We start from the raw sequence: 26,057 nt of genomic DNA, 5'->3' as shown, positions 1-26,057 counted from the left end.
AGGCACTCCCTCCAATCGAGGTTCGACATGACCAAGCATCACCTGCCCGCCACGCCCGACACCGTCCACTGGGGCTATTTCAGCAAGACCCTCGAACCGGTCCTCACGCTGAAATCCGGCGAGCGGGCGGTGATCGAGACCATCACCCATCACGCCAATGACGACTATGAGCGCATGATCGCCGGAGACCCGGCGGCGGAGGAGATCTTCCACTGGTCGAAGGATCGCAAGACCCTGCGCCGGCGCGGCGCCGGCCCCACGGACGGGGCGCTCACCTACGGTTCCGGCGAAGGGCTCGGCGTGCACCTGCTCACCGGCCCCATCGCCATTGAGGGCGCCGAGCCGGGCGACATCATCGAGGTGCGCATCCTCGATGCGTGGCCGCGTCCCAGCGCCAACCCGGCCTATCAGGGGCGCTTCTTCGGCTCCAATCCCGCTGCCAACTGGGGCTTCCAGTACAAGGACCTGATCGAGGAGCCGAAGCCGCGCGAGGTGGTCACCATCTATGAGCTCGACATGGGAGAGGCGTCGGTGAAGGCGCTCTATTCCTATCTCTGGACGCCGCAGACCGACCCGGACGGCATCGTGCACCCGACCATCGACTATCCCGGCGTTCGCGTCGACCACGACACCATCGTCAAGAAGGAAGGCATCCTGTCGGGGATCAAGGTGCCGGCGCGACTGCATTTCGGCACGATGGGCCTCGCCCCGGCCGAGGCGGATTTCGTCTCGACCATCCCGCCGAACTACACGGGCGGCAACATGGACGACTGGCGCATCGCCAGGGGCGCGCGCATGTACTATCCCGTCGCCGTGCCTGGCGGCCTGTTCTCTTGCGGCGACGCCCACGCCTCGCAGGGCGACAGCGAGCTCTCCGGCACGGCGATCGAGATCTCGCTCACCGGCGAGTTCGAGTTCATCCTGCACAAGAAGGCGGACCTCGGGGGCACCATCCTCGAGGGGCTGAATCACCCGTTGCTCGAAAACGAGGACGTCTGGTCGGTCTACGGCTTCAGCGTGACCAACTATCTGGCCGAGCTCGGCCCCGACCACCAGCACGAGATCCTCAAGCGTTCCAGCCTCGACAACGCGATGCGCGACGCCTTCCGCAAGCTGCGCCGGTTCCTCATGACGACGCAGAAGCTCTCCGAGGACGAGGCGATCTCGCTGATGTCGGTTGCCGTCGATTTCGCCGTCACCCAGGTGGTGGACGCGAACTGGGGCGTCACCGGCTCGATCCGCAAGAGCCTCTTCGCGGGTCGTTGAGGGGCATCCCCGGGGGCGGGCACGGCCGCTCTCGGGCCGCCTTCCAAGGCATGATCCTTGCTTGAACGGGCCTTCATGCCGAGGTCCGAACCATGAATGCCCAGCCGTTCACGAGCGAGTCCTATTCCGGGGACGCGCGCGAGCGCGCCTGGCAGGACGTGCTCGCCGGCTTCGGGCTGCAATCGCTCGGCGTGCGCGCCGGCTCGCCCGCGCACGCCACGGCGCTCTCGCGCCTGTCCTCGCTCGGGGTGCGGCTGGGTACGCTCTCTGCCGATGCGCAGGTGCTGCGGCCCCTGCCGACGCGGACCGGCCTGCCGCTTCTGCTGCTGCCGGTCGGGAACAGCACCGTTCTCGTCACGGGCGGCGAGCCGCAGATCGTTCCCGCCGGACAGGTCATCCTCGCGCCGCGCGCCGCGGACTGGCAGGTGCAGTTCCAGCGCGGCCTGCGCGCGCTCGTGCTCTCGGTGCCGGCGGAGGCGTTCCGCGGCCGCAAGGCGGCCCCGCTCGCCGCCTGCCCGCCGCGCGTCTTCGAGGCCGACGGGCTGCCGGACATCCTGGCCCGCACCGTCCAGGCCGCCACGACGGCGCTCGACCGGCTCTCCGAGCCCGAATGGGAGGCGGTGGCGCAGAGCGCGGCCGAGCTTCTTCTCGCCCTCTCGGGGGAGCTCGCGACGACGAGCGCCGATTCGTCATCGAGCCGCGCGGCGCTGCTCCAGCGCCTCTACGCGACCATCGAGCGGAGCATCGGCAGCGAGGACGTCTCGATCGCCGATGTGGCGCAGGCCGAAGGCATCTCCGAGCGCTATCTCCAGAAGCTGTTCGAGGGCACGGGCGAGAGCTTCAGCCATTACGTGCGGGAGCGGCGCCTGCAGCGCGCCTGGCATGATCTCGCCAATCCCGCCGAGGCGGCGGTGCCGATCTCCGAGGTCGCCTATCGCTACGGTTTCGCCGACTCCGCCCATTTCAGCCGCCTGTTCCGCGAGCGCTTCGGCCTCCCCCCGCGCGAGCTGCGCCGGCGCGAGGCCGACCGGCAGGGCCAGGGCGCCCTGCCGAGCGGGCAGCGCGGCTGGCCGCAGGAGGCGCTGGTCCAGCTGCGCGCGCGCCAGACGAAATCCGAGCCCGACACCCGTCGGAGCGTCGTTCCCGTGAGCGGCGAGCCGGACGCGACGCCGCAGACGCCGGCCCGCCATTATCTGCCGGTGCACGCCCAGCACGTGCACTGGGGCTATTTCAGCCGTTCGCTCAAGCCGCTGATCGAGATCGCCTCCGGCGATATCGTCACCGTGGAGACGCTGACCCAGCACGCCTCCGACGACCCCGAGCGCATGATCGAGGGCGATGCCGGGGCGGAAAGCGTCTTCCACTGGACGCGCACCGCCAAGGCGGTGGACCAGCGCGGCGCCGGCCCGCTCGACGCCTCGGTGTTCGGGCGCGGGGCGGGGGAAGGCTTCGGCGTGCACATCTGCACCGGCCCCGTCGCGGTGCGCGGCGCCCAGCCCGGCGACGTGCTGGAAGTGCATATCCTCGATATCGAGCCGCGCCCCTCGCGCCATCCCGCCCATGCCGGGCGGGTCTTCGGCAGCAGCGTCGCCGCGTGGTGGGGCTTCCACTATTCCGAATTCCTCAGCGAGCCGCATCCACGTGAGACGGTGACGATCTACGAGATCATGGCCGATGCGGACGAGCCCTATGCGCAGGCGGTGCACGCCTATCGCTGGGAGCCGCAGACCGACCCGTTCGGCGTCCGCCACGTTCTCTACGATTATCCCGGCGTGCCCGTCCGCCCCGGCACGGTGACGCCGCAGACGCGGGTGCTGGAGGGCGTGCGCATCCCGCTGCGCCCGCATTTCGGCGTCATCGCCGTCGCTCCCCGCGAGGCCGATCTCGTCGATTCCGTTCCGCCGGCCTATTTCGGCGGCAATCTCGACAATTGGCGGCTTGGCAAGGGCGCGACGGTCTACCTGCCGGTGTCCGTCCCCGGCGCCCTGCTGTCGGTCGGGGATCCGCACGCCGCGCAGGGCGACGGCGAATTGTCGGGCACGGCGATCGAGTGCTCGATGACCGGCACCTTCCGCGTGGTGCTGCACAAGAAGGCCGACGTCGCCGGCACGTTGCTGGCCGATCTGACCTATCCGCTGATCGAGACGCCGGACGACTGGATACTGACCGGCTTCAGCCACCCCAACTACCTCGCCGAGTTCGGCGCCGACGGCCAGAGCGAGGTCTACGCCAAGTCCTCGCTCGACCTCGCCATGCGCGACGCCTTCCGCAAGGTGCGGCGCTTCCTGATGACGACGAAGGGGCTGAGCGAGGATGAGGCGATCGCCCTGATGTCGGCGGCCGTCGATTTCGGCATCACCCAGGTGGTGGACGGCAACTGGGGCGTCCACGCCATCCTGAGCAAGCGGCTCTTCCCGGACCGGGAGTGAAAGAAACGGGCGTGAAAGAAAAAGGCCGGGCTCCTTGCGGGGCCCGGCCACAGGTTGGTCGCCCTCGGGAGGGACCAGCTCAGCCCACCGCGTAGGGGCGGTGGAGCTTCACATCGGGATTGAGCCGCACGCCGAAGCCGGGCTTGTCGAGCACGCCCGCCTTCATCCGCCCGTTCACCGGCACCGGCTCGTCGAGCAGCAGCGGCGTGAACATCGGCACCACCTGGTCGGGCACCGGATGCATCATCAGGAACTCGGCGAAGGGCGAGTTCTGGCGGGTGATGACGAAGTGGTAGCTGTAGACCGACGAGCCGTGCGGCACGACGAGCGTCGAATGGGCGTCGGCGAGCGCCGAGATCTTGATCAGCTCGGTGATGCCGCCGCACCAGCCGACATCCGGCTGGATGATGTCGCAGCAGCCCATTTCCAGCAGCATGCGGAAGCCCCAGCGGGTGGCCTCGTGCTCGCCGGTGGTCACCAGCATGCCCTTGGGCGCGTTCCTGCGCAGCTCGGCATAGCCCCAGTAGTCGTCCGGCGAGAGGCATTCCTCGATCCACTTCAGCCCGTATTCGTGGGCCTTGTGGGCGAGGCGGGTCGCGTAGTTGAGGTCGAGGCTCATCCAGCAGTCGAACATCAGCCAGAAGTCGTCGCCGCAGCGCTCGCGCATGGTGGCGAGCTCCTCGATGTTCGCCCGCAGGCCCTCCTCGCCCTCGGCGGGAACGTGGTGGAGGGGCATCTTGCCGCCGATGAAGCCCATCTTCTTGGCGAGGTCGGGCCGCGCGCCGGTGGCGTAGAACTGCAGTTCGTCGCGCACCGGGCCGCCGAGCAGCGCGTGCACCGGCTCGCCGCGCACCTTGGCGAGCAGGTCCCACAGCGCGAGATCGACGCCGGAGATGGTGTTCAGCACCACGCCCTTGCGGCCGTAATACTGGGTGGCGAAATACATCTGGTCCCAGATCTTCTCGATCTCGGTGACCTGCCGGCCGATCAGGAAGCGCGCGAGGTGCTTCTCGACGATGAAGGCGCCGATCTCGCCCGCCGTGGTGACGGCGAAGCCCACCGTGCCGTCGGAGGCCTCGATCTCGACGACCAGCGTGCCGAGCACGTTGATGCCGAAGCTCTGCCGGCTCTGGCGGTACTCGGGATACTTGCCCATCGGCGTGCCGATGTGGTCGTCGATCCAGTGGCCGGCGCCCTGATCGTGGTAGTCGGCGCCGCCGCCCCGGACGGTGAAGGCGCGCACGGCCTTGATGGTCGGCATGGACATGATGTGTCGAGCTCCCGGAAGGTGGAACCCGCGGCAGCGCTGCCGCCGCGGGGAAGAAGGTTCAGCGGCCCGAGGCCTTGGCGGCGCGCGTCTCGCGCCCGATGCCCACCGCCGCGAGGGCGAAGATCAGCACCGCGCCGATGAGGGTGGTGATCGCGAGCAGATAGAGGCCGGCCGAGGTCGAGGCGAAGGTGGCCTCGGCCCAGGTCTTCACGTTCGGGGCGATGAAGCCGCCGACATTGCCCAGCGAGTTGATCAGCGCGATGCCGCCGGCCGCCGCCACGCCGCCGAGATAGCCGGTCGGCAGGGTCCAGAAGATCGGCTGCACCGAGATGAAGCCGGCCGCGGCGAAGCACAGGGCGATCAGCGACAGCGCCGGCGAGTTGCTGGCCACCGAGGCGGCGATGCCGATGGCGCACACCACCAGGATGCCGCCGGCGAACAGCCGCCGCTCGCCGGTGCGGTCGGACCAGCGCGGCAGGAAGTAGGTCGCGACCATCGCGCAGATCCACGGAATGGCGGTGACGAGGCCGACGGTGAAGCCGACATTGGTGCCGAGCAGCCCGGCAACCTGGCTCGGCAGGTAGAACACCACGCCGTATACGCTCATCTGGATGATCAGGTAGATCAGCGAGAAATAGAGCACCCGGCCGTTCTTCAGCGCCGCCAGCGTGCCGCGGGGCCCGTGCGCCTGCTTGGCGCTGTCCTCGTTCGCGAGCGCCTGGTCGAGCACCGCCTTCTCCTCGCCGCTCAGCCATTTGGCGTCCTTCGGCTTGTTGTCGAGGTAGAAGTAGGCGAAGACGCCGACGATGGAGGCGAGCAGCCCCTCGATCAGGAACATCCACTGCCAGCCATGCAGGCCGCCCAGCCCCTGGAACTCCAGCAGCAGGCCGGAGAGCGGCGAGCCGAAGATGAAGGCGAGCGGCGCGCCGAAATAGAACAGGCCCATGGCCCGGCCGCGCGCGAAGGAGGGGAACCAGTAGGTCAGGTAGAGGATCACGCCCGGGAAGAAGCCGGCCTCGGCGATGCCGAGCAGAACGCGCAGGACGTAGAAGGTGATCTCGTTATGGGCGAACATCATCGCCGCCGAGATCAGCCCCCAGGTGATCATGATGCGCGCCATCCAGATTTTGGCGCCGACGCGGTGCATGATCAGGTTCGAGGGGACCTCGAACAGCGCATAGCCGAGAAAGAAGATGCTGGCGCCGAGCGCGAAGGCGGCGTCGGAGATGCCGGTGTCGGCCTGGAAGGCCTTCTTGGCGAAGCCGACATTGGCCCGGTCCAGGAAGGCGAGCACATACATCAGCAGCAGGAACGGCAGCAGCCGCTTGGTGACCTTGTCGATGGTCGCCGCGAGCGTGGGCGATATGGTGGGCATGCGGGTTTCCTCCCCCGACGCGTGGACAAGCGCCGCCTTTGGCGGCCGCGCCTGCGGCCACCGGCGATCTTCTTCATCGAAATTGGACAGCGCCGCGGGCAGGCCGCGCCGGCTATCGTCAGTACACGGCGCGCCCGCCGGAAATGTCGAACACGGCGCCGGTCGAGAAGGCGCAGTCCTCGGAGGACAGCCACGAGATCAGCGCGGCGGCCTCGTCGACCTGCAGGAACCGGTTCATCGGGATCTTCGACAGCATGAAGTCGATGTGTTCCTGCTTCATCTGGTTGAAGATCTCGGTCTTCGCCGCCGCCGGGGTGATGGCGTTGACGAGGATGTTGCTCGTCGCCAGCTCCTTGCCGAGCGACTTGGTCAGCCCGATCAGCCCCGCCTTCGACGCCGAATAGTGGGAGGCGTTCGGGTTGCCTTCCTTGCCGGCGATGGAGGCGACGTTGACGATGCGGCCCCAGCCGTTCTTCAGCAGGTGCGGCACCACCGCCTTGCAGGTCAGGAACGGCCCCACGAGGTTGACGTCGACGACGCGGCGCCAGGTGTCGGTGTCGAGCTCCCAGAGCTTGCCGTTGCCGCCGGTGATGCCGGCATTGTTGACGAGGATGTCGATCTTGCCGTGCGCGCCCGCCGTCGCCTCGGCGGCGGCGGTGACGGAGGCTTCGTCGGTCAGCTCGACGACATGGGTCGACACCTTGCCGTGCGCGCCGAGGGCGGCGGCCGCCTCGTCGAGGCGCGCGGCGTCGATGTCCCACAGCGCCACCGAGGCGCCGGAGTTCAGCATGCGCTCGGCGGTGGCGTAGCCGATGCCGCGGGCGCCGCCGGTGACGATGGCGACGCGGCCCTTGAGATCGATGTTGTTCATGACGCTAGCTGCTCACTCTCACGCGGCCGGGACGGTCGTCTGCTTCTGCTCGCCGAGGCCGTCGATGAACAGGTGCATGGTCTGGCCGGCCTTGAGATAGACCGGCGGCTTCTGGCCGAGGCCGACGCCCGGCGGCGTGCCGGTGGAGATGATGTCGCCCGGCTGCAGGCTCATGAACCGGCTGATGTAGGAGACGATGGTCGGCACATCGAAGATCATCGTGCGCGTCGAGCCGTTCTGGTAGCGCTTGCCGTCGACCTCCAGCCACATGTCGAGCACGTGCGGGTCGGGGATCTCGTCGGTGGTCACCAGCCAGGGACCGACCGGGCCGAAGGTGTCGCAGCCCTTGCCCTTGTCCCACTGGCCGCCGTGCTCGAGCTGGAAGGCGCGCTCGGAGACGTCGTTGACGATGCAGTAGCCGGCGACGTGCTCGTAGGCGTTTTCCTTCGAGACGTATTTGGCGGCCTTGCCGATGACGATGCCGAGCTCGACTTCCCAGTCGGTCTTCTGCGAGCCGCGCGGGATCTCGACATGGTCGTAGGGGCCGACGATGCAGTTGGTCGGCTTCATGAAGAGCACCGGCTCCTCGGGGATCGGCATGCCGGATTCGGCGGCGTGGTCGGTGTAGTTGAGGCCGACGCAGACGAACTTGCCGACCCCGCCGACGCAGGCGCCGAAGCGCGGCGCGCCGCTCACGGCCGGAAGCGTCTTCGGATCGAGCCCGCGCAGGCGAGCCAGCCCTTCGGGCAGCAGCGCGTCGCCGGAAATGTCGGGAACCACCGCAGACAGGTCGCGCAGCACGCCCTGATCGTCGATCAGACCGGGGCGCTCGCGCCCGAACTCACCATAGCGAACCAGTTTCATCCCGAGGTTCCTCCTTGCCTGAGGCTGCCGCCATTAAACGGCAGCTATTCTTGGCCGAAAGCCCTAGCGGTAAAGCCGATAACTGAGTAATGAAAAGTCTGACTTAGCTAATTCCATCAGGTTATCGGAGAGGCGATGGCGTCCCCGCTTTCCGCCCAGCTCGTCGGCCGGCTGCGCTTCCGGCACCTGCGCCTGATCGACGCCCTCGCGCGTACCGGCAACCTGCACCGCGTCGCCGCCGAGATGCACGTCACCCAGCCGGCGGCGACGAAGATCCTGCAGGACGCCGAGACGATCCTCGGCGCGCTGCTGTTCGAGCGCCTGCCGCGCGGCATGGCGCTGACCGAGATCGGCGGCTTCGTCGCCGACTATGCCGGACGGCTGCTGCGCGAGACCGACAGCTTCGCGGAAGGGCTGGGAAACCTGAAGGCGGGCGGCTTCGGCGCGCTGTCGATCGGCGCGATCATGGCGACCACGCCCGGCCTCCTGCCGAAGGCGGTGGCGGAGCTGAAGCAGCGCCGCCCGCTGATGACCATCCGGCTGCTCGCCGCCACCAGCGACATCCTGCTCGACGCGCTGAGCCGCAACGAGATCGCGCTGGCCGTGGGGCGCTTCACCGACGCCAAGGACGCGCTCGCCTTCGACATGGAGCCGCTGGCGCACGAGGAACTGTGGATCTTCGTGGCGCGGGATCACCCGCTGGCGGCGCGGCCCGCCCTGACGCTGGCGGAAACCGCGCCGATGCCGTGGGTGCTGCAGCCCGGCAGCAGCCCGATGCGCGAGCTGATCGACCGCACCTTCGCCGAGCAGGGGGTCGGCGTGCTCAACAACTGCGTCGAGACCACCTCGATCTTCGCCACGCTGCATCTGGTGCGCGACGCCGGCATGATCGCCTGCCTGCCGAAGTCGATCCTCACCGACAGCGTGGCGCGCGGCGCCTTTGTGCGCCTGCCGATCGACCTTTCCACCCAGCTCCGCCCGCTCGGCATCATCACCCGCAAGGGCGAGAAGCCCTCGGCCAACGCGGCCGATTTCATCGACGTGCTGCGTTCGATGTCGCTGCCGGGCGCCGACGGACGGCCGGCGCCCGTGTAAGCGCGACGTTGCTCAGCCCTTCGGCTCGTCGTCGGGATGGTCGAGTTCGCAGAACCAGCCGCCGAGATATTTGACCGAAGGCCGCGCCGGATCGGGAACGGGGGTGCGTGCCTCCACCGCCGCGCGGAACGGCTCGGAACTGTCCTGCGGGATGAAGCCGAGATGGTTGGCGCCGCGGTTGTCGACCGTTTTCACCTTGTTGTCGGACATGCCGAACGAGATGGTGTGGCCCACGCGCGGAGCGGTGAGCGAGGCCTCGACCAGCCTCATGCAGTCGGCGAAGGAAAGATAGGACCAGAGCATGCGCCGGTCGGCCGGCTCCGGGAAGGACGAGAAGATGCGCAGGCACACCGACTCGATGCCGAACTTGTCCCAGTAGAGCCGGCTGAGGCTCTCCACGAAGTTCTTCGACACGCCGTAGAGGCTGTCGGGCCGCACCGGTGCGTCGACGCCGATCTGGGCTTCCACCTCGTGATAGCCGATGGCGTGCACGGAGGAAGCGTAGACCACGCGCTTGGCGCCGTGTTTCCGGGCGCCTTCATAGATGTGGTAGGAGCCGCGGATATTGGCGTCCAGAATGGTCTGCCACGGGCTTTCCAGCGACGCCCCGCCGAAATGCACGATCGCGTCGCAGCCCTCGGTCGCGGCGATGGTGGCGTCCATGTCGGCGAGGTCGAAGACCGCCTCCTCCTCATGCGCCGCGAGCGTGCCCAGCGGTTCGCGCGCCGCCAGGCGTATCCTGCCCGCCAGCGGCGCCAGCGCCTTCCGCAGCTCCGAGCCGAGGCGGCCGGCGGCACCGGTGATCAGGATGCGTTCATACTGCGGCATGATCTACTCCACATGCGCGACGGCGGCCTTGATGCGCGCCACCGCCTCGGTGAGCACCTCCTCGCTGGTCGCGGTGGAGATGCGGAAATAGGGAGACAGGCCATAGGCCACGCCCGGTACCGACGCCACCCGCCCCTCGTTGAGCAGATAGGCGGCGACGGCGGCATCGTCCTCCAGCACCACGCCGGCGGGCGTCTTGCGGCCGATCAGGCTGGCGCAGCCGATATAGGCGTAGAAGGCGCCTTCCGGCGGGGAGAGGGTCAGTCCGTTGATCCCGCCTATGCCCTCGACGACGAGGTCGCGGCGCGCCTCGAAGGCTTTGCGGAAGCGCGCCACCTCGTCCTGCGGGCCGTTGAGCGCGGCCACCGTCGCCGCCTGCGCGATCGAGCAGACCGAGGTGACGGACTGGCTCTGGATGGTCGCCATCGCCTTGACCAGCGGCGCCGGCCCCGCCGCGTAGCCGACGCGCCAGCCGGTCATGGCATAGGACTTGGAGACGCCGTTGACGATCAGGCTACGGTCCTTCAGCTCCGGGCAGGCCTTGCCGAAGGACACGAAGGCGCGTCCGTCGAACAGGATATGCTCGTAGATCTCGTCCGACAGCACCAGCACCTGCGGGTGGCGGGCCAGCACGGCGCCCAGCGCCGTGAGGTCGTCCTCGGAATAGACGGCGCCGGAGGGGTTGCCCGGCATGTTGAGGAACAGCCACTTGGTCTTCGGCGTGATGGTCCGCTCCAGCAGTTCCGGCATCAGCCGGAAGCCGGTCGTCTCGGGGCATTCGACGATGACGGGAGTGCCGCCCAGCAGCTTCACCATCTCCGGATAGGAGACGAAATAGGGCGCGGGCAGGATCACCTCGTCGCCGGTCTCCAGCGTCGCCATCAGCGCGTTGAAGATGATCTGCTTGGCGCCGTTGGCCACCACGATGTCGTCGGCGGTGACGTCGAGGCCGTTCTCGCGCCGGAACTTGCCGGCCACCGCCTCGCGGACCTCCGGCGTGCCGGTGGCCCCGGTGTAGAGCGTCTGCCCGGCCTTGGCCGCGGCATAGGCCGCCTCGATGATGTGGGCGGGGGTCGGGAAATCGGGCTCGCCGAGGCCGAGGTCGATGACGTCGACGCCCTTGGCCCGCAGCGCCTTGGCCGCCTGCGAGGCCGCCATCGAGGCGGACGGCTTGACCACCGCGAGGCGCGAGGAGATGTAGCTCATCGGTCGTTCTCCGAAACATAGCCCTTGGACCGGTCCTCGGCCCGGGCATCGACGCTGCGCCGCGCGGGGTCGCCATAGCCACCGCCGCCCGGCAATTCCAGAATCAGCCGCCGCCCTTCCGGGACGTGCTGCCAGCCCTTGGGGCGCAGCTGCGTCCCATCGTCGAGCCGCACGACGCCCGGCGCGCCGCCGCCGCCGCCGTCACGCCCGCGCGCGGGGTGGCGGACCCGGTCGAACATGGCCGAGAAATCGAACTCGTGACCGTCCGTCGCGGCGATCTCGATCACCTGCCCGAGCCCGCCGCGGAACTCGCCGTCGCCGCCGGAGTCCGGGCGCAGCTCCTTGCGCCAGATGACGATCGGGCCGGTATGCTCGGTCGCCTCGATGGGCATGGTGTGCACGCCGGAGGGGAAGGCGGTCGCCGACAGCCCGTCGAGCGCCGGGCGCGCGCCCATGCCGCCGGAATTGAACATCAGCACCTCGGCGCGCCTTCCGGCGGCACCGTTGGCGGGCCTAACCGAGATGTGGATGTTCCACAGCGCGGCGGCGCCTTCGGCGAGGATCCGGCCCGGCAGCGCCTGCGCCATCGCGCCCAGCACGAGGTCGGGCACCATGTGGCCGATCACGTGGCGCAGCGCCACCGGCGCCGGCCGGGCGGCGTTGAGGATGTTGGTCGGCGAGGAGACGGTGAAGAAGGCCAGCGAGGCGGCATTGTTCGGGATATCGGGCGCCACCACGCATTTGAGGGCGTAGCAGGCATAGGCCTTGCTGTAGATGATGGGCACGTTGATGCCCCAGCGGCTCATCGGCGCGCTGCCGGAGAAGTCCACGTCGACGCGCTCGTCGTGCACGCTGACCGTCGCCGCCAGCTTCACCGGCTCGTCATAGCCGTCGGTGACCAGCTCGTTCGACCACGATCCCTTCGGCAGGGTCCGGATCCGCTCCAGCATGGCGTCGTGCGTGCGCGAGAAGATGAATTCCCCCAGCCCGTTCAGCGAGGCCAGGCCGATCTCGTTCATCATGTCGACGAGGCGCCGGTGGCCGACATCGTTGCAGGCGGCGAGCGAATAGAAGTCGCCGATCACCTGGTTCGGCTCGCGGACATTGCTGCGCAGGATCCGGATCAGGTCGCGATTGACCGTGCCCCGCTCGGCGAACTTCATGATCGGGATCTGGATGCCTTCCTCGTAGACCGACTTGCCGTCGGCGCCGAAGCCGCGCCCGCCCACGTCCACGACATGCGCCGTGCAGGCGAAGAAGGCGACGAGCTCGCCGTTGAGGAAGGACGGCGACACCATGGTGATGTCGTGCAGGTGCCCGGTGCCCTGCCAGGGATCGTTGGTGACGTAGGTGTCGCCCTCGAACATCTCCTCGCGGGGAATCTCGTTCATGAACTGCAGCACGGCCTCGGCCATGGTGTTCACGTGGCCAGGCGTTCCCGTCACCGCCTGCGCCAGCATCTCGCCGCGCGGGTTGAACACGCCGGCGGACAGGTCGCCGGATTCGCGCACCGAGGTGGAGAAGGCGGTGCGCAGCAGCGTCAGCGCCTGCTCCTCGACCACCGAGATCAGTCGGTTCCACATGACCTGCATGCGGATTTCGGCCACGTTGCTCATGCCGCGATCTCCTTGCGGACCAGAAGTATCCCGCCGTCGCTCTGCATGACCGCGTCGAACGTCGTGGTGACCACCGTCGAGGTCTCGCGCTCGACGATCACCGCCGGGCCGGGAACGCGGTCGCCGGCCGAGAGAGTAGCGCGCTCGACGATGGCGGATATCTGCATGGTTCCGGTGGCGGGGTCGAAGACCGGGCGCGTCACGCCCGCCGATACCGTCCGCGTGCCGGTGGTGATGGTGTGCCTTTCGGGCGCCGGGCGCTCGTCGCTCGCCTTCACCGACCAGGTGACGACCTCGATCTCCAGGCCGTCGAGCCCGTCGATGGCGCGGCCGAAGAAGCGGGCGTAGTTCCGGCGGAAGGCCTCGGTGAGGTCCGCCACGGCCCCCTCGCCGAAGGGCTCGTCCGCCAGCGGCACGGGGATTTCCCAGCCCTGCCCGGCATAGCGCATGAAGGCGGTGATCTCGCGCCGGATCGTGCCGCTGGTGCCGGCGCGCACGAAGCTCTCGGCGGAGGTCTTGAGGTCGGCCAGCAGCGCGTTCACCTCGTCGGCCCGGAACCGCGACAGCCGCACCAGCTTCGAGGCCAGCGCCTCGTAGCCGAAGGGTGCCTTGAGGAAGCCGATCGCCGAGCCGACGCCGGCCCCCTGCGGGACGAGGCAGCGGTCGAGGCCGAGCTTCTCGCACAGGCGGGCCGCGTGCAGCGGGGCGGCGCCGCCGAAGGCGATCATCACGTTGTCGGAGATGTTCTTGCCGTTCTCGACGGCGTGGACGCGCGCCGCGTTGGCCATGTTCTCGTCCACGACCTCGCAGATGCCGAAGGCCGCCGCCTGCGGCTCCAGCGACAGGCGGGCGCCGACATCGCGGGTGATCGCCCGCTGCGACGCCGCGGTGTCGAGCCGGATGGCGCCGCCGGCGAAATTGTCGGGGTCGAGCTTGCCGAGCACCAGATCGGCGTCGGTGATGGCGGGGCGCTCGCCGCCGCGGCCGTAGCAGGCCGGGCCCGGCTCGGAGCCGGCGCTTTCCGGCCCGGTCTGGATGCGCCCCATGGCATCGACCCAGGCGAGGGAGCCGCCGCCCGCGCCGATCTCGATCATCTCGATCACCGGGATCGAGATCGGCATGCCCGAACCCTTGCAGAAGCGATAGGTGCGGGCGACCTCGAAGGTCCGTGCCGTCTGCGGCGCGAAGTCCTCGATCAGGCAGATCTTCGCGGTGGTGCCGCCCATGTCGTAGGAGACGACGGAATCGAGGTCGAAGCGCCGGGCGATGTCGGCGGCGAAGATGGCGCCGCCGGCCGGGCCGGATTCCACCAGGCGGACGGGGAACTCCGACGCCGTTTCCACCGAGATCAGCCCGCCGCCCGAATGGATCATGAAGACCGGGCAGGTCGCGCCCATGTCCTTGAGCCGGCTCTGCAGCCGGGCGAGGTAGTCCGCCATCTGCGGGCGGACATAGGCGTTGGCGCAGACCGTGTTGAAGCGCTCGAACTCGCGCATCTGCGGGGAGACTTCGGCGCTGATCGAGATCGGCACCGAGAGCCGGCGGGCGAGGATCTCGCGCGCCCGCCGCTCATGCGCCGGGTTCATGTAGGAATGGATGAAGCCGATCGCGACGGCGCCGAAGCCGCCGGCGGCGATGGTGCCGGCGATCTCCTCGAGCGCGGCCTCGTCGAGCGGCTGCAGTTCCTGCCCCTCGGCGCCGATGCGGCCCTTCACGGTGAAGCGGTGCTCGCGCGGAATGAGCGGCGTGGGCAGCTTCAGGTTCAGGTCGTACTGCTCGAAGCGGTTTTCCGTGCGCATCTCGATGACGTCGCGGAATCCCTCGGTGGTGATCAGCGCCGTCTTCGCGCCGCGCCGCTCGATCAGCGCGTTGGTGGCCAGCGTCGTGCCGTGGATGACGAGGCCGATCTCGGCCGGGGAGATGCCGGCGTCGCGGGCGACGATCTCCAGGCCGTCCAGGATCGCCTGTTCGGGCGCGGCGTAGTTGGTCAGCACCTTGGTCGAGAAGATCGTCCCCCTGACGTCGAGGGCGATGTCGGTGAAGGTGCCGCCGATGTCCGCACCGAGACGGATGTCGTCAGTCCTGGAGGTCATGCGTGGGCCTTCTGCGAAGCGAGCGCAGCATCGCGCATCTGGGAAAGGGTCTGGCGGGGCGTCAGCGCCTCCGCCGATATGGCGAGTTCGAGGACCGCGCCGGTCGGCGAGGCGAGGGCCCGCCCGAAGGCGTCGGCGAAGTCGGCGGTCGAGCGGACGTGCTCGGCGTGGAAGCCGTAGGCGCGGGCGAGCCCGACGAAATCGGGGTTCTCCAGCGTCGTGCCGGAGACGCGCGCGGGATAGGCGCGTTCCTGATGGGCGCGGATCGTGCCGTAGACGCCGTTGTTGAGCACCAGCACGATCGGCTGCGCGCCGGCCTGCATGGCGGTGCCGAGTTCCTGGCAGTTCATCTGGAAGTCGCCGTCGCCGGCGAAGCACACCACCGTGCGCCCGGGGTAGGCGACCTTGGCGGCGATGGCGGCCGGCAGCCCGTAGCCCATGGCGCCCGATTGCGGCGCCAGCAGCCGCGCGCGGCGGCCGAACCGGAAGAACTTGTTCGGCCAGACGGTGAAGTTGCCGGCGCCGTTGGTCAGGATCACGTCGTCGGGCAGGGTGTCGCGCAGCCAGGCGCTCACCGCCACCATGTCGACCGGGCTCGGCTGGGCCGGCGCCTCGAACGAGGCCTCGTACGCCGCCCGCGCCGTGCGCCGCCAGTCGCCCCATTTCCCCACCACCGGCGCCAGCGCCCCGGCGAAGGCGTTCGGGCCGGCGACGATGCCGAGCGCCGGCACATAGACCTTGCCGATCTCGCGATCCGACGCATGCACGTGGATCAGCCTCTGCCGCGGCGCTGGCACGGAAAGCAGCGTGTAGCCGTCCGTCGTCATCTCGCCGAAGCGGACGTTGACGGCGAGGATGACGTCCGCCTCGCGGATCAGCGCCTTCACATGCGGCGCCATGCCGACGCCGGCCTCGCCGACGAAGACCGGGGAATGGTTGTCGAACTGGTCCTGGTAGCGGAACGCCGCGACGACCGGGATGTCCGAGCCCTCGGCGAAGGCCTGGAGCGCCGCGCGTCCCTGCGCGCTCCAGTTGGCGCCTCCGATCAGCAGCAGCGGGCGCTGCGCCTGCGCCAGCGCGGCGCGGGCGGCCGCGACCGCTTCGCCGGCGGGCGCCGGCTCGAACAGCGTGGCCGGTCCGTCGAGCGGGGCGACGTCGGTGACGGTGCTCAGCATGTCCTCGGGCAGGGCGACGACCACCGGCCCAGGCCGTCCGGCCAGCGCCGTGGTCCAGGCCCGCGCGATGATCTCCGGCAGCCGGGCGACGTCGTCGATCTCCACCGCCCATTTGGCGAGGGTGCCGAAGACGGCGCGGTAGTCGAGTTCCTGGAAGGCCTCGCGGCCCTTCATGTCGGTGCCCACCTGCCCGACGAACAGGATCATCGGGCAGCTGTCCTGCATGGCGGTGTGGACGCCGATGGCGGCGTTGGTCGCGCCGGGGCCGCGCGTCACGAAGCAGATGCCGGGCGAACCGGTCAGCTTGCCGTAGGCGCTGGCCATGAAGGAGGCGCCGCCCTCGTTGCGGCACAGCACGTAGTCGAGCCGGCCGGCCGTGTCGTGCAGGGCGTTCAGAACCGCGAGGTAGCTTTCCCCCGGCACGCCGAAGCTCTTGGTCGCGCCCAATGCGATCAGGCATTCGACCAGAAGGCGCCCCCCGTTCCGCACCATGCGCTGATGTCCTCACAACGACGCCGGCTCGCGCCGGGTCTCACGCCCGCAACCGGACGGCACGGGGGCGGATGCCCTGCCGTGCCGCTTCGGATTTCCACTCGACCGTGAACCCTGGCGGGCCGCGGAGAAATCAAGAAATCCGGCCCACAGGAAAGTTCTTCTTTATTCAGCGGCATCCACGAGAACGCCGGGGTTCATCGTGCCGGAAGGGTCCACAGCCGCCTTGAGGCGTGCCATCAGGGCCCGCTCCTGAGGGCTGCGGATCGCGTCGGCCAGCGCGATCTTGGTGCGGCCCAGCCCGTGCTCGGCGGCGAAGCTGCCGCCCATCCCGGTGGCGAGCCGCGCCAGCGCCTCGCCGATCTGCGGGCCCTTGCCCTCGAAGCCGTCCCGTCCCTCGGGCGGCGAGAGATTGTAGTGGATGTTGCCGTCGCCCAGATGCCCGAACGGGTTGATGCGCACGCCCGGCACGATCCCCTCGCACAGCGCCGCCCCCGCCTCGACGAAGCGGGCGATGGCGCCGGGCGGCACCGCGATGTCGTGCTTGAGCTGGGCGCCCTCCAGCCGCTGGCCTTCCGGCTGCTCCTCGCGCAGCCGCCAGAAATGCGCGCGCTGGGTTTCCGACATGGCGAGGGCGCCGTCGCCGACCAGCCCGTCCTCCATGCCCTTCTCGAGCGTGAAGGCGAGGATGTCGTCGAGCGGCACATGCCGCGAGCTTGAGGCGAGCTCCACCAGAAGATAGGCCGCGCCGCGCGTCTCGAACGGCAGCACGATCTCCGGCAGGTGCTTCGTGACGAGCGACATGCCGAGCCCGGAGAAGAACTCCAGCCCCGAAAGGAATTCGCCCGCTTCCTCCCGCAGGAAGGTGCCGAAGGCGACCATCGAGGCGAGGTCCGGAAAGGCCAGCAGGGCGGTCGCCCGCTGCTTCGGGGCCGGAAACAGCCGCAGCACGGCGCGCGTCACCACGCCGAGCGTGCCCTCGGAGCCGCAGAACAGCTTGCGCAGCGGGTAGCCCGCATTGTCCTTCTGCACGGCGCGCAGGCCGTCCCAGACGGCGCCGTCCGGCAGGACCACCTCGAGGCCGAGCGCGAGGTCGCTCATCATCCCGTAGCGACTGGCATGGCTACCGCCGGCATTGGTGCCGACGAGGCCGCCGATCCGGGCGCTGCCTTCCGCGCCGAGATGCAGGGGAAAGATGAGGCCGTGCGGTTCGAGCGCCTCGTGCAGCGCCGCCAGCACGACGCCGGCCTCGACGAGAACGGTTCCGCTGTCCCGGTCGGGAGCGCCGATGGCGTTCATGCGGGCGAGCGACAGGATCACGGCGTCCGGCCGGGCCGCGACGGCGGCGGCGCACAGGCCGGTATTGCCGCCCTGCGGCACCAGCGCGATTCCCGCCTCCCGGCAGATGCGCACGATCCCGGCCACCTCGGCCGTCGTCGCCGGCCGCGCCACGCCGAGCGGCTCGACGCCGTACCGGTCGAGCCAGTCGCGCCGGTAGGGCGCGGTGTCGTCTCCCGAAAGCCAGCCTTTCCCTCCGAGAAGGCCGGAGAGCGCCGCGACAGGGTCGGTCATGGGGAACCCGTGAGCAGGTGGAGCCGCGCCGGCGTCCGGCAGGAGGCGCCGGAACGAGGCGACGCGCGGCTCAGTGGTTCAGTATCTGCGAGAGGAACTGCCGCGTGCGCTCGTTCCGCGAGGCGGTGAAGAACGTCTCCGGCGGCGCTTCCTCGATGATCTCGCCGCGGTCCATGAAGATCACCCGGTCCGCGACGCGCCGGGCAAAGCCCATTTCGTGGGTCACGCAGATCATCGTCATGCCGTCGGCGGCGAGCGTCACCATCACGTCGAGCACCTCGGAGATCATCTCCGGGTCGAGCGCGGAGGTCGGCTCGTCGAACAGCATGATCTGCGGCTGCATGCACAGCGCCCGCGCGATGGCGACGCGCTGCTGCTGCCCGCCCGAGAGCTGGCCGGGATATTTCGACGCCTGCTCGGGAATGCGCACCTTCTCCAGGAAGCGCAGCGCCATCTCCTCCGCCTGTTGGCGCGGCAGCTTGCGCACCAGCATCGGCGCCAGCACGCAGTTCTCCAGCACGCTCATGTGCGGGAACAGGTTGAAATGCTGGAACACCATGCCGACCTCGCGGCGGATCTCGTCGATGTTGCCGACATCGTCGTTCAGCTCGGTGCCGAGCACGACGATCCGGCCGCTATTGTGCTCCTCGAGCCGGTTGATGCAGCGGATCATCGTCGACTTGCCGGAGCCGGAGGGGCCGCAGACGACGATCTTCTCGCCGCGCGTCACCGTCAGGTCGATGTTCCGCAGGGCGTGGAAATTGCCGAAATACTTGTTCATCCCCTCGATCCTGAGGGCGATGTCGGGATTCGGGGACTGAGCGAGGGTGGCCATGGGACGCATCCTTACCGTTCGCCGACCGACATGCGCCGTTCGAGGAAGGCGCCGTAACGGGACAGGCTGAAGACGAAGACGAAATAGATGAAGGCGATGAAGGTGTAGACCTCGGCATAGGCGAACCGCCATTCGCCGGTGCCGTAGGCCGCATTGCCGGAGGCGATGATCTCGAAGAAGCCGACGATGACCACCAGCGAGGTCTCCTTGAAGGAGATGACGAACTGGTTGATCGTCGCCGGCAGGGCGTTGCGCATGGCCTGCGGCAGCAGGATCCGGCTGACGCGCTGCCAGTAGCTCAGCCCGAGCGCCATGGCGGCTTCGCCCTGCCCGTGCGCCACGCCCTGCATGCCGCCGCGCACGATCTCCGCCTGATAGGCGGCGAAGAACAGCGCCGAGCCGACGATCACCCGGTAGAGCTTGTCGCCCTGGAGCCAGTGCGGCAGCGCGAAGGGCAGCACGATGGCGAAGGTGAACAGGATCGAGATCAGCGGCAGCGAGCGCACGGCGTCGATGATGAGGCCCGTCGTGCGCGAGATCCACGGCAGCTCGGAGCGGCGGAGCAGGGCGAGGACGATCGACAGCGGAAAGCCGATCAGGCAGGTGGCGACGAAGATGAACAGAGTCAGCGCGAGGCCGCCCCAGGATTCCTCGCCGACATAGGACAGGCCGAGCACGCCGCCCTTCATCAGCACGTAGAACACCGTCGTTCCCGCCAGCCAGATCGCGGCGATGCGCCGGCCGGTCCAGAAGGCGGGAATGCAGGACAGCACCGTCATCGCCACCACCGCGACGCAGGCCAGCGCCGAGCGCCACTGTTCCTCATAGGGATAGAGGCCGAACAGGATGATGCGCCAGCGGGCGGCGATGACCGACCAGCAGGCGCCGGCCGCGCGGTGGCAGGCTTCGGCGCCCTGGCTGGGGTCGAACACGGCGGAGAGCAGCGCCCAGTTCAGCAGCTTCCACCCGACGAGGGCGATCAGGCCGAGCGAGAGCAGCGACACCAGCGCCTGCAGCGGGCTGGCGAAGAAGCGGCGCCGCAGGTCTTCGAGCATTCCCGGGGCGGGCGGAGCAAGATCGGTCATGTCCTACCCCCTCAGCTGATTGCCCTTGAGGGCGATCGCCTTGTTGATGCGGTTGAACAGCGCGGCCAGGCTGAGATTGATGATCAGGAAGCCGGCCATCAGGATGCCGATGGCTTCGAGCGTCTGGCCGGAATGGTTGATCGTCAGGGCGACGATCATGAAGAAATCGGCGAAACCGACCGCGATGCCGAGCGTGGTGGCCTTCATCAGCCACACATACTGGTTGGCGAGGATCGGCAGCATCGCCCGCAGCGCCAGCGGCAGGCGCACGCGGGAGAACACCTGCCAGGGCGTGAGGCCCAGCGAGTTCGCCGCCTCCACCTGCCCCCTGCCGACGGCCTTGAAGCCGCCGCGCACGATCTCGGCGATGTAGGAGCCGCCATAGATGGCGATCGCCACCACCAGAGCGGTGAATTCCGGCGGTACGCGAAGCCCGCCCTGCAGATTGAGCCCCCGGAGGGCCGGCACGTTCATCAGCGCGGTGTCGGGCAGGCGGCCGAGGAACAGGATCAACACCGCGCAGGCGAGCGCGAGGATGGCTGCCGCGAGCTGCAGGGGGCGGCGCTGCTCGGGCGGGCTGCCGAGGCGCGCGGTGCGCCCCAGCCAGATCGGCAGGACGATGGCGGCGAGCAGCGCCACCATGGCGCCGGCGAAGGCGAGGCCGTGGACGTTGAGGATGGGAACGTAGAGGCCGCGGCTGGTCAGCGCGAAGCCCCACGCCTCATGCGCCTCGCGCGGCGGCGGCAGGTGGGTGATGAGCGCGTTCCAGAAGAAGACCTGCAGGATCAGCGGGATGTTGCGGAAGACGTCGACATAGGAGCGCCCGAGCAGGCGCGCCAGATCGTTCGAGGAGGTGCGCGCCAGGCCGACGACGGTTCCCACGATCGTCGCCGTCACCAGGCCGAAGGCACCGAGGAACAGCGTGTTGATGATGCCGATCAGGAAGTACCACCAGTAGGGATCGGTGGGCTTGGCCGGCAGCAGCGAGAACGTCACTTCCCAGCCGGTCGGCTTGAAGAGGAAGTCGAATCCCGAGGTGATGCCCTGCGCCGCCATGTTCTGCTGCGCGATCAGGGCGCCGGCGATCACCAGCGAGCCCAGCGCGCCGACAAAGACGGCCTGCAACAATGCGTTGCGGGCCTTCTGATTTCTCAGCAGGCTTCCCATCGACCAACCTTCTTGCGGAAACGGACGGGGCTCCGCCCGGCCTGCGCCGGGAGGAGCCGGAGAGTCTTCAGTCGATGACCAGCGGGAACAGGACGCCGCCATTGTTCCAGAGGTTGGTCAGCTCGCGATCCATCTTGTAGGGCGAGTTCTTGCCGAGATCGTTGTCGAAGATCTCGGAGTAGTTCCCGACCTTCTTGATCACGTTGTAGGCCCAGTCGTCCGACAGGCCGAGGCCCTTGCCCACGCCCGGCGTGGCGCCGAGGAACTTGGCGACCTGCGGCGAGGTCGGCTTGGCGCGGATCTCGTCGACGTTCTTGGAGGTGATGCCTTCCTGCTCGGCGAAGAGCAGTGCGGTCAGCGTCCAGTTGGCGACGTCCACCCAGTTGTCGTCGCCCTGGCGGACGATCATGACTTCCGGCTCCACGGCGAGCACGTCCGGCAGGATTACGTGGTCCTCGACCTTGCCCTTGGCGACGCGGGCGATGGCGAGCACGGGCCCCCACTGGGTGTAGAGGTCGCAGCGCTTGGAGAAATAGGCCTGCTCCAGCTCCTCGGTCTTCTCGATGACGACCGGCTGCAGCTTGATGCCGAGCTTCTGCGCGTAGGCGGCGACCTGCTGCTCCTGCGAGGTGCCGGCCGGGATGCAGATGGAGCCGCCGTCCGCGTCCTTCAGCGAGCTCAGGTTCAGCTCCTTGTGCGCCATCACCTTGGTGGTGCCGAGATAGTAGGAGTTGGAGAACTGCAGGCCGAGCTCGGTGTCGCGGCTCAGCGTGCCGCCCGAGGCCTTGATGATGATGTCGATGTCGCCGGATTGCAGCGAGGGCCAGCGCTGGGCCCAGCTGATCGGCACGATCTTCACCTTGGACGGGTCGCCCAGCACGGCGGTCGCGACGGCCCGGCACAGGTCGATGTCCATCCCCTTCCAGTTGCCCTTGTCGTCGACTTCCGCGAAGCCGAGATAGGAGCCGTCATGGCCGGGACAGTTGAGCACGCCGCGCGCCTTGACGGCTTCGAGGGTCTTGCCGCCGGCGGCCTGCGCCGGCGCGGAGAGCTGGAAGAGACCGAGCGCCAGGGCGGCGGTCGCCCCCCATTTCAGAAGTTGCATGTCCGTTGTCCACTCTTGAGGTTGCTGGGTTTTATCGTTGTTGGGGCGATAGGGGCCCGTAACTCAAAGCGGTCTTCAGTCCGACAGCTGGGTCGGCTGCGGCAGCGGCGAGACCTTGAGGTCGCTGCTCCAGTCCTGCTGGCCCAGCCAGCGGTGCAGCGCCGCCACGGCCTTCACGCGCAGGTGGCCCTTGGGCAGGATGAGGTAGAAGCCGGGCACCTCCTCCGGCCGCATGCCGGCGAGCGCGTCGTGGCCGAGCGGCGCGACGAGCGCGCCCGAGCGCAGGTCCTCCTCGGCGTCGATCACCGAGACCAGCCCCACCCCGATCCCCTGCAGCGCTGCGCGCCGCATGGTGGCGGCGTCGTCGAAGCCGATGCTCCGGTCGCCTTCGGTCTGCTCGACGCCGAGATGGCGCAGGATGTCCGGCCACAGGCGCTTCGACTTGACGGTGTCGAGCAGGGTGAAGCGCGTGATGTCCTGCGCCGACCGGATCTGCGCGGCGATCGCGGGCGTGCAGCAGATGATCTTCGGGTCCGGCACGAGGAGCGTCGTCTCGTAGTCGGACCAGCCGCCGTATCCCCACTGTACGGCCATGTCGATGTCGTCCCGGCCGAAGTCCGGCAGGTCGACCATGGTGGTCAGGCGAAGGTCGGCGCCGGGCAGGATCTCCCGGAACAGCGAGAGACGCGGCAGCAGGTAGTGGGTGGCGAAATACGGGCTCGCATTGAGGTTGATGCGGTCCCGGTAGTTGGACTTGGTGACGCGCCGCACGCCTTCCGCGAATTCCTCGAAACCGGCATTGACGTAGTGCGACAGCAGGATCGCGGACTCGGTCAATTCGATCGAGCGGCCCTTGCGCTCGAACAGCGTCACCTGGAGCGTGTCTTCCAGGAGCTTGATCTGCTGGCCGACGGCCTGCGGGGTGACGAGCAGCTCGTCGGCCGCGTGGCGAAAGCTCTTGTGCCGCGCCACCGCGTGGAAGACCCGCAGGGCATTCAGCGGCGGAAGACGCAGCTTCCCGGTCATTCTCTCTTCCACCCCTCGGTTAGGAACTCCCTCGATCGGGCCTCCGCTCGGGCCGGCCGCGCAAGGCGGCCGGCGCCGGACGTCACGCGTAGATGTATCCGCCGGAAACGATGACGTTTTCGCCGGTCATGTAGGTGTTCTTCGGCCCGCCGGTCATCAGCACCCATTCGGCGATCTCGGTGGGCTGCGCGCCGCGGCCGAGCGGGCTCGCCTTGGCGAGTTCCTCGAGGAAGCCGAGCTGGCGGGCGCGTTCGGTCGCCATGCCGGCCGGCGCGACCGAGTTTACCAGGATGCCGTCCTTGGCCACGTGGTGGGCGAAGGAGCGGGTGAGGCTGACGACCGCCGCCTTGGTGGCGGCGTAGTGGGCGTTCTGCGGATGCGCCTTGAAGGCGTCGACCGAGGTCAGGTTGACGATGCGGCCGCGAACCTCGTCCTTCGGTTCCTGCGGCTGCATGTGCCGGATGGCGGCCACCATCATGTGGTAGGTGCCCTTGATGTTGATGCCGTTGGAGGCATCCCATTCGGCGTCGGTGATCTCGAGGATCGGGCGGCGTGGATAGACCGCCGCGCAGTTGATCAGCGTGTCGATGCGCCCGAGCTCGGCGGCCACCGCCTCGAAGGCGGCATGGGCTTGCGCGCCGACCTGGATGTCGGCCTCGGCGGTGGCGGTCGGCAGCCCCTTGGCGCGGGCCGGCTCCAGCGCGGCCTCGGCGGCGGCGCGGTTGATGTCGATGATGCCGATCCTGGCCGCCCCGCTCTCGACGGCCATGCGGGCGAGCAGCGCTCCCAGCCCGGAGCCGCCGCCGACGATGAGCACGGAAAGATCCTTCATGGTCCTGATACCCTTACTTGCTGCCGCTGGGGGTGGTGGGGCGGGTCGGCATGATGTCGAAGCGCGTCACGTCGGCCCAGGAAGGCAGGCCGAGCAGGGCGACGACCATCTTCGCGACGTCCTCGGGCTGCACCGCCACGTTGCCGGCGTACATCGCCGCCCGGGCCTTGGCGTCGAGGATGTCCTTGTAGAGCTGCGTCTCGACGCGGCCGGGCACGATCTCGGTCACGCGGATGCCGAAGGGCGAGAGGTCGGCGCGCAGGGCGGCCGAGAAGCCGGCGATGGCGGCCTTGGTCGCCGAATAGACCGCGACATTGGGGAAGGCCGCGTGCGCCGCCGAGGAGCCGGTGAAGATGATGTGCCCGGATTCGCGCTCGCGCATCTGCGGCACGACCAGCCGGGTGAGCAGGATGGCGGCGCTGAGATTGACCTCCAGGGCGGCGTCGATGTCCGCGAGGTTCATGTCGGCGAAGTTGCCGAGCGGGGGCATCATCCCGGCATTGTTGATCAGCACGTCGATGTGCAGGCCGTTGACGACCGCCTCGATGGCCTCGCGGTCGGTCACGTCGACCGCGATCGGCGTGATGCCGGCCCGTTCCGAGCGCAGCGCCTCGAGTGCCGCCTTGCTGCGGCCGACGGCGAAGACCTCATAGCCGGCGTCGCTGAGCGCCACCGCCATGGCCCGCCCGATGCCGCTCGTCGCACCCGTGATGAAGGCTGTTGTCACGTCGGCTTTCCCGGTTGTTGTGAGGCGAGTGTGTGACGTTCAGGGGCGCGGGCAAACCAAGAAAACCGTGGAAATTCGAAAGATAAGCTTTCCTGTCCATTACGTGGCCGGGACCGGTCGCGCCTTCCGCCGCCCATGCCGGAACCGGGGAAGGCCTGTCAGCGCTTGGGGTCGCGCCGGCGGTATCGCGTGATTCATCCGCGACTTGGCGGGAGCCGGAAAAATTCTGGCTTTCGCTCTGGCCGTCCTCGCCAGCCGGGCGGAGGCGGTTTCACCCCTCCGCGCGCGGGGGGCGCTTCAGCTCGGCGAAAAGCGCGGCGGCCGCCGCCTGCTGGTCGACATCGGTGGCGTCGATGCCGGCGGCGAGGGCGAGCGCGCGGACCCGTTCGAGGCTGTTGGCGAGATGGGCGCGCATGGCGCGCCGGGCGGCGCGTCCGTCCTGCTTGCCGATGGCGTCCACGATGGCCCGATGCTCGGCATGGATGCGCGCGTAGTAGACCTCCTTGACGTCGGTCGCCACGACGTGGCCGAGCTGGAAGCGCGGCACGATGATCGGGCGCAGATAGGCCAGGAAGGCGTAGATGAACTCGTTGCGCGTCGCCTTGGCGATGGCGAGGTGGAAGTCGTAGTCGTAGTGGATCTGGATGGCGGAAGGGTCGTCGTGCCGCGCGTCGACCTGCTCCATCAGCGCGCGGATGTTGTCCGCCTCCGCTTCCGTCCGGCGCTCCGCGCACAGGCCCGCCGCCTCCACCTCGACGCTGAGCCGCAGCTCCAGCAGCGCGATGGTCTCCGGCAGGGTCCTGAGCGCCTCGTCGGGAATGGAGAAGGTGCGCGGCACCGGCGCCTCGTTGACGAACATGCCGCGCCCCTGATGGGGGACGACGAGGCCCTCCGAGCGCAGGCGCGCCACCGCCTCGCGCACCACGGTGCGGCTCACGTCGTACTGGGCGCCGAGCTCGGCCTCCGTCGGGAGCTGGATGCCCGGTTGCAATTCCCCGGAGCTGATCTTCTCCCGAAGGCTGTCGGCCACCACGGTGGAGAGCGGCTTGCGCTTCGTCATCGCGTTATCGCGTTCCTCTTCCCTTGCCAGAACGTTCCCCTGCCAGAACGCCGATGGACGAAGATGCG

General features: G+C 68.8%; 21 protein-coding genes. 3 read left to right on the top strand and 18 right to left on the bottom strand.

Features of this window, described 5'->3' with window-relative positions:
- Nucleotides 1-27 precede the first annotated feature (27 nt).
- Together FO470_RS01485 and FO470_RS01480 are read left to right on the top strand one after the other, a co-directional pair.
- Complete coding sequence (locus FO470_RS01485) at nt 28-1,266, top strand: acetamidase/formamidase family protein (protein WP_144341154.1); 1,239 nt, start codon at nt 28-30, stop codon at nt 1,264-1,266.
- Between the two features lie 92 nt (nt 1,267-1,358).
- Nucleotides 1,359-3,695: an acetamidase/formamidase family protein gene (locus FO470_RS01480; protein WP_144341153.1), complete on the top strand. Its 2,337-nt coding sequence runs from the start codon at nt 1,359-1,361 to the stop codon at nt 3,693-3,695.
- 79 nt (nt 3,696-3,774) lie between these two features.
- On the opposite strand, the gene rhmD is transcribed toward FO470_RS01480, so the two are convergent.
- From rhmD to FO470_RS01460, 4 genes are all read right to left on the bottom strand, one after another.
- Nucleotides 3,775-4,962 (bottom strand): L-rhamnonate dehydratase, encoded by a 1,188-nt coding sequence (gene rhmD / locus FO470_RS01475; protein WP_144341152.1) that lies wholly within the window; start codon nt 4,960-4,962, stop codon nt 3,775-3,777.
- 61 nt (nt 4,963-5,023) lie between these two features.
- Complete coding sequence (locus tag FO470_RS01470) at nt 5,024-6,340, bottom strand: MFS transporter (protein WP_144341151.1); 1,317 nt, start codon at nt 6,338-6,340, stop codon at nt 5,024-5,026.
- Nucleotides 6,341-6,458: 118 nt separating this feature from the next.
- On the bottom strand, nt 6,459-7,211 hold the full coding sequence (locus FO470_RS01465) for an SDR family NAD(P)-dependent oxidoreductase (protein WP_144341150.1): 753 nt from the start codon (nt 7,209-7,211) through the stop codon (nt 6,459-6,461).
- Between the two features lie 18 nt (nt 7,212-7,229).
- Nucleotides 7,230-8,075 carry a fumarylacetoacetate hydrolase family protein gene (locus tag FO470_RS01460; protein ID WP_144341149.1) on the bottom strand — a complete coding sequence of 282 codons (846 nt, stop codon included), beginning with the start codon at nt 8,073-8,075 and terminating at the stop codon, nt 7,230-7,232.
- Between the two features lie 135 nt (nt 8,076-8,210).
- Between FO470_RS01460 and FO470_RS01455 the strand changes: the two genes are divergently transcribed.
- The gene (locus FO470_RS01455) at nt 8,211-9,170 is read left to right on the top strand and encodes a LysR family transcriptional regulator (RefSeq protein ID WP_144341148.1); all 960 of its coding nucleotides are present in this window, start codon (nt 8,211-8,213) and stop codon (nt 9,168-9,170) included.
- Between the two features lie 12 nt (nt 9,171-9,182).
- Here FO470_RS01455 and FO470_RS01450 read toward each other — a convergent pair whose 3' ends face one another.
- The 14 genes from FO470_RS01450 to FO470_RS01385 all read right to left on the bottom strand — a co-directional run bounded on the left by FO470_RS01450 (nt 9,183) and on the right by FO470_RS01385 (nt 25,989).
- Complete coding sequence (locus FO470_RS01450; protein ID WP_144341147.1) at nt 9,183-9,998, bottom strand: NAD-dependent epimerase/dehydratase family protein; 816 nt, start codon at nt 9,996-9,998, stop codon at nt 9,183-9,185.
- A 3-nt stretch (nt 9,999-10,001) separates the two neighbouring features.
- Nucleotides 10,002-11,204 carry a pyridoxal phosphate-dependent aminotransferase gene (locus FO470_RS01445; RefSeq protein ID WP_144341146.1) on the bottom strand — a complete coding sequence of 401 codons (1,203 nt, stop codon included), beginning with the start codon at nt 11,202-11,204 and terminating at the stop codon, nt 10,002-10,004.
- Nucleotides 11,201-12,820, bottom strand: a complete 1,620-nt coding sequence (locus tag FO470_RS01440; protein ID WP_144341145.1) for a hydantoinase B/oxoprolinase family protein — start codon at nt 12,818-12,820, stop codon at nt 11,201-11,203. Before FO470_RS01440 ends, FO470_RS01445 begins: the two co-directional genes overlap by 4 nt.
- Entirely contained in the window at nt 12,817-14,913 is a 2,097-nt protein-coding gene (locus tag FO470_RS01435; RefSeq protein WP_144341144.1) for a hydantoinase/oxoprolinase family protein, read from the bottom strand. Before FO470_RS01435 ends, FO470_RS01440 begins: the two co-directional genes overlap by 4 nt.
- On the bottom strand, nt 14,910-16,580 hold the full coding sequence (locus FO470_RS01430) for a thiamine pyrophosphate-dependent enzyme (RefSeq protein ID WP_144341143.1): 1,671 nt from the start codon (nt 16,578-16,580) through the stop codon (nt 14,910-14,912). Before FO470_RS01430 ends, FO470_RS01435 begins: the two co-directional genes overlap by 4 nt.
- 165 nt (nt 16,581-16,745) lie before the next feature.
- Complete coding sequence (locus FO470_RS01425; RefSeq protein WP_144341142.1) at nt 16,746-18,152, bottom strand: FAD-binding oxidoreductase; 1,407 nt, start codon at nt 18,150-18,152, stop codon at nt 16,746-16,748.
- Between the two features lie 70 nt (nt 18,153-18,222).
- Nucleotides 18,223-18,987 carry an amino acid ABC transporter ATP-binding protein gene (locus FO470_RS01420; RefSeq protein WP_144341141.1) on the bottom strand — a complete coding sequence of 255 codons (765 nt, stop codon included), beginning with the start codon at nt 18,985-18,987 and terminating at the stop codon, nt 18,223-18,225.
- A gap of 11 nt (nt 18,988-18,998) precedes the next feature.
- Nucleotides 18,999-20,072, bottom strand: coding sequence for an amino acid ABC transporter permease (locus FO470_RS01415; protein WP_144341140.1), 1,074 nt, complete (start codon nt 20,070-20,072; stop codon nt 18,999-19,001).
- A 3-nt stretch (nt 20,073-20,075) separates the two neighbouring features.
- Nucleotides 20,076-21,239, bottom strand: a complete 1,164-nt coding sequence (locus tag FO470_RS01410) for an amino acid ABC transporter permease (RefSeq protein ID WP_144341139.1) — start codon at nt 21,237-21,239, stop codon at nt 20,076-20,078.
- Between the two features lie 67 nt (nt 21,240-21,306).
- Entirely contained in the window at nt 21,307-22,344 is a 1,038-nt protein-coding gene (locus tag FO470_RS01405; RefSeq protein ID WP_144341138.1) for an amino acid ABC transporter substrate-binding protein, read from the bottom strand.
- A 75-nt stretch (nt 22,345-22,419) separates the two neighbouring features.
- The gene (locus FO470_RS01400; RefSeq protein WP_144341137.1) at nt 22,420-23,370 is read right to left on the bottom strand and encodes a LysR substrate-binding domain-containing protein; all 951 of its coding nucleotides are present in this window, start codon (nt 23,368-23,370) and stop codon (nt 22,420-22,422) included.
- 82 nt (nt 23,371-23,452) lie between these two features.
- Complete coding sequence (locus tag FO470_RS01395) at nt 23,453-24,202, bottom strand: SDR family NAD(P)-dependent oxidoreductase (RefSeq protein WP_144341136.1); 750 nt, start codon at nt 24,200-24,202, stop codon at nt 23,453-23,455.
- A gap of 13 nt (nt 24,203-24,215) precedes the next feature.
- A complete protein-coding gene (locus FO470_RS01390; protein WP_144341135.1) occupies nt 24,216-24,929 on the bottom strand; it encodes an SDR family oxidoreductase in 714 nt (237 codons plus the stop codon).
- Between the two features lie 271 nt (nt 24,930-25,200).
- Complete coding sequence (locus FO470_RS01385) at nt 25,201-25,989, bottom strand: FadR/GntR family transcriptional regulator (RefSeq protein WP_144341134.1); 789 nt, start codon at nt 25,987-25,989, stop codon at nt 25,201-25,203.
- Between the last annotated feature and the right edge of the window lie 68 nt (nt 25,990-26,057).

Origin of the sequence: Ancylobacter moscoviensis, from assembly GCF_007559435.1 — a bacterium.
Lineage (GTDB): Bacteria > Pseudomonadota > Alphaproteobacteria > Rhizobiales > Xanthobacteraceae > Ancylobacter > Ancylobacter moscoviensis.
This window is presented reverse-complemented; position numbering and strand designations above follow the sequence as displayed.

What these genes read in the sequence shown, in the direction of transcription:
- FO470_RS01485 (WP_144341154.1), top strand. Translation starts at nt 28, where the DNA reads ATGACCAAGCATCACCTGCCCGCCACGCCCGACACCGTCCACTGGGGC.
- FO470_RS01480 (WP_144341153.1), top strand. Translation starts at nt 1,359, where the DNA reads ATGAATGCCCAGCCGTTCACGAGCGAGTCCTATTCCGGGGACGCGCGC.
- rhmD (WP_144341152.1), bottom strand. Translation starts at nt 4,962, where the DNA reads ATGTCCATGCCGACCATCAAGGCCGTGCGCGCCTTCACCGTCCGGGGC.
- FO470_RS01470 (WP_144341151.1), bottom strand. Translation starts at nt 6,340, where the DNA reads ATGCCCACCATATCGCCCACGCTCGCGGCGACCATCGACAAGGTCACC.
- FO470_RS01465 (WP_144341150.1), bottom strand. Translation starts at nt 7,211, where the DNA reads ATGAACAACATCGATCTCAAGGGCCGCGTCGCCATCGTCACCGGCGGC.
- FO470_RS01460 (WP_144341149.1), bottom strand. Translation starts at nt 8,075, where the DNA reads ATGAAACTGGTTCGCTATGGTGAGTTCGGGCGCGAGCGCCCCGGTCTG.
- FO470_RS01455 (WP_144341148.1), top strand. Translation starts at nt 8,211, where the DNA reads ATGGCGTCCCCGCTTTCCGCCCAGCTCGTCGGCCGGCTGCGCTTCCGG.
- FO470_RS01450 (WP_144341147.1), bottom strand. Translation starts at nt 9,998, where the DNA reads ATGCCGCAGTATGAACGCATCCTGATCACCGGTGCCGCCGGCCGCCTC.
- FO470_RS01445 (WP_144341146.1), bottom strand. Translation starts at nt 11,204, where the DNA reads ATGAGCTACATCTCCTCGCGCCTCGCGGTGGTCAAGCCGTCCGCCTCG.
- FO470_RS01440 (WP_144341145.1), bottom strand. Translation starts at nt 12,820, where the DNA reads ATGAGCAACGTGGCCGAAATCCGCATGCAGGTCATGTGGAACCGACTG.
- FO470_RS01435 (WP_144341144.1), bottom strand. Translation starts at nt 14,913, where the DNA reads ATGACCTCCAGGACTGACGACATCCGTCTCGGTGCGGACATCGGCGGC.
- FO470_RS01430 (WP_144341143.1), bottom strand. Translation starts at nt 16,580, where the DNA reads ATGGTGCGGAACGGGGGGCGCCTTCTGGTCGAATGCCTGATCGCATTG.
- FO470_RS01425 (WP_144341142.1), bottom strand. Translation starts at nt 18,152, where the DNA reads ATGACCGACCCTGTCGCGGCGCTCTCCGGCCTTCTCGGAGGGAAAGGC.
- FO470_RS01420 (WP_144341141.1), bottom strand. Translation starts at nt 18,987, where the DNA reads ATGGCCACCCTCGCTCAGTCCCCGAATCCCGACATCGCCCTCAGGATC.
- FO470_RS01415 (WP_144341140.1), bottom strand. Translation starts at nt 20,072, where the DNA reads ATGACCGATCTTGCTCCGCCCGCCCCGGGAATGCTCGAAGACCTGCGG.
- FO470_RS01410 (WP_144341139.1), bottom strand. Translation starts at nt 21,239, where the DNA reads ATGGGAAGCCTGCTGAGAAATCAGAAGGCCCGCAACGCATTGTTGCAG.
- FO470_RS01405 (WP_144341138.1), bottom strand. Translation starts at nt 22,344, where the DNA reads ATGCAACTTCTGAAATGGGGGGCGACCGCCGCCCTGGCGCTCGGTCTC.
- FO470_RS01400 (WP_144341137.1), bottom strand. Translation starts at nt 23,370, where the DNA reads ATGACCGGGAAGCTGCGTCTTCCGCCGCTGAATGCCCTGCGGGTCTTC.
- FO470_RS01395 (WP_144341136.1), bottom strand. Translation starts at nt 24,202, where the DNA reads ATGAAGGATCTTTCCGTGCTCATCGTCGGCGGCGGCTCCGGGCTGGGA.
- FO470_RS01385 (WP_144341134.1), bottom strand. Translation starts at nt 25,989, where the DNA reads ATGACGAAGCGCAAGCCGCTCTCCACCGTGGTGGCCGACAGCCTTCGG.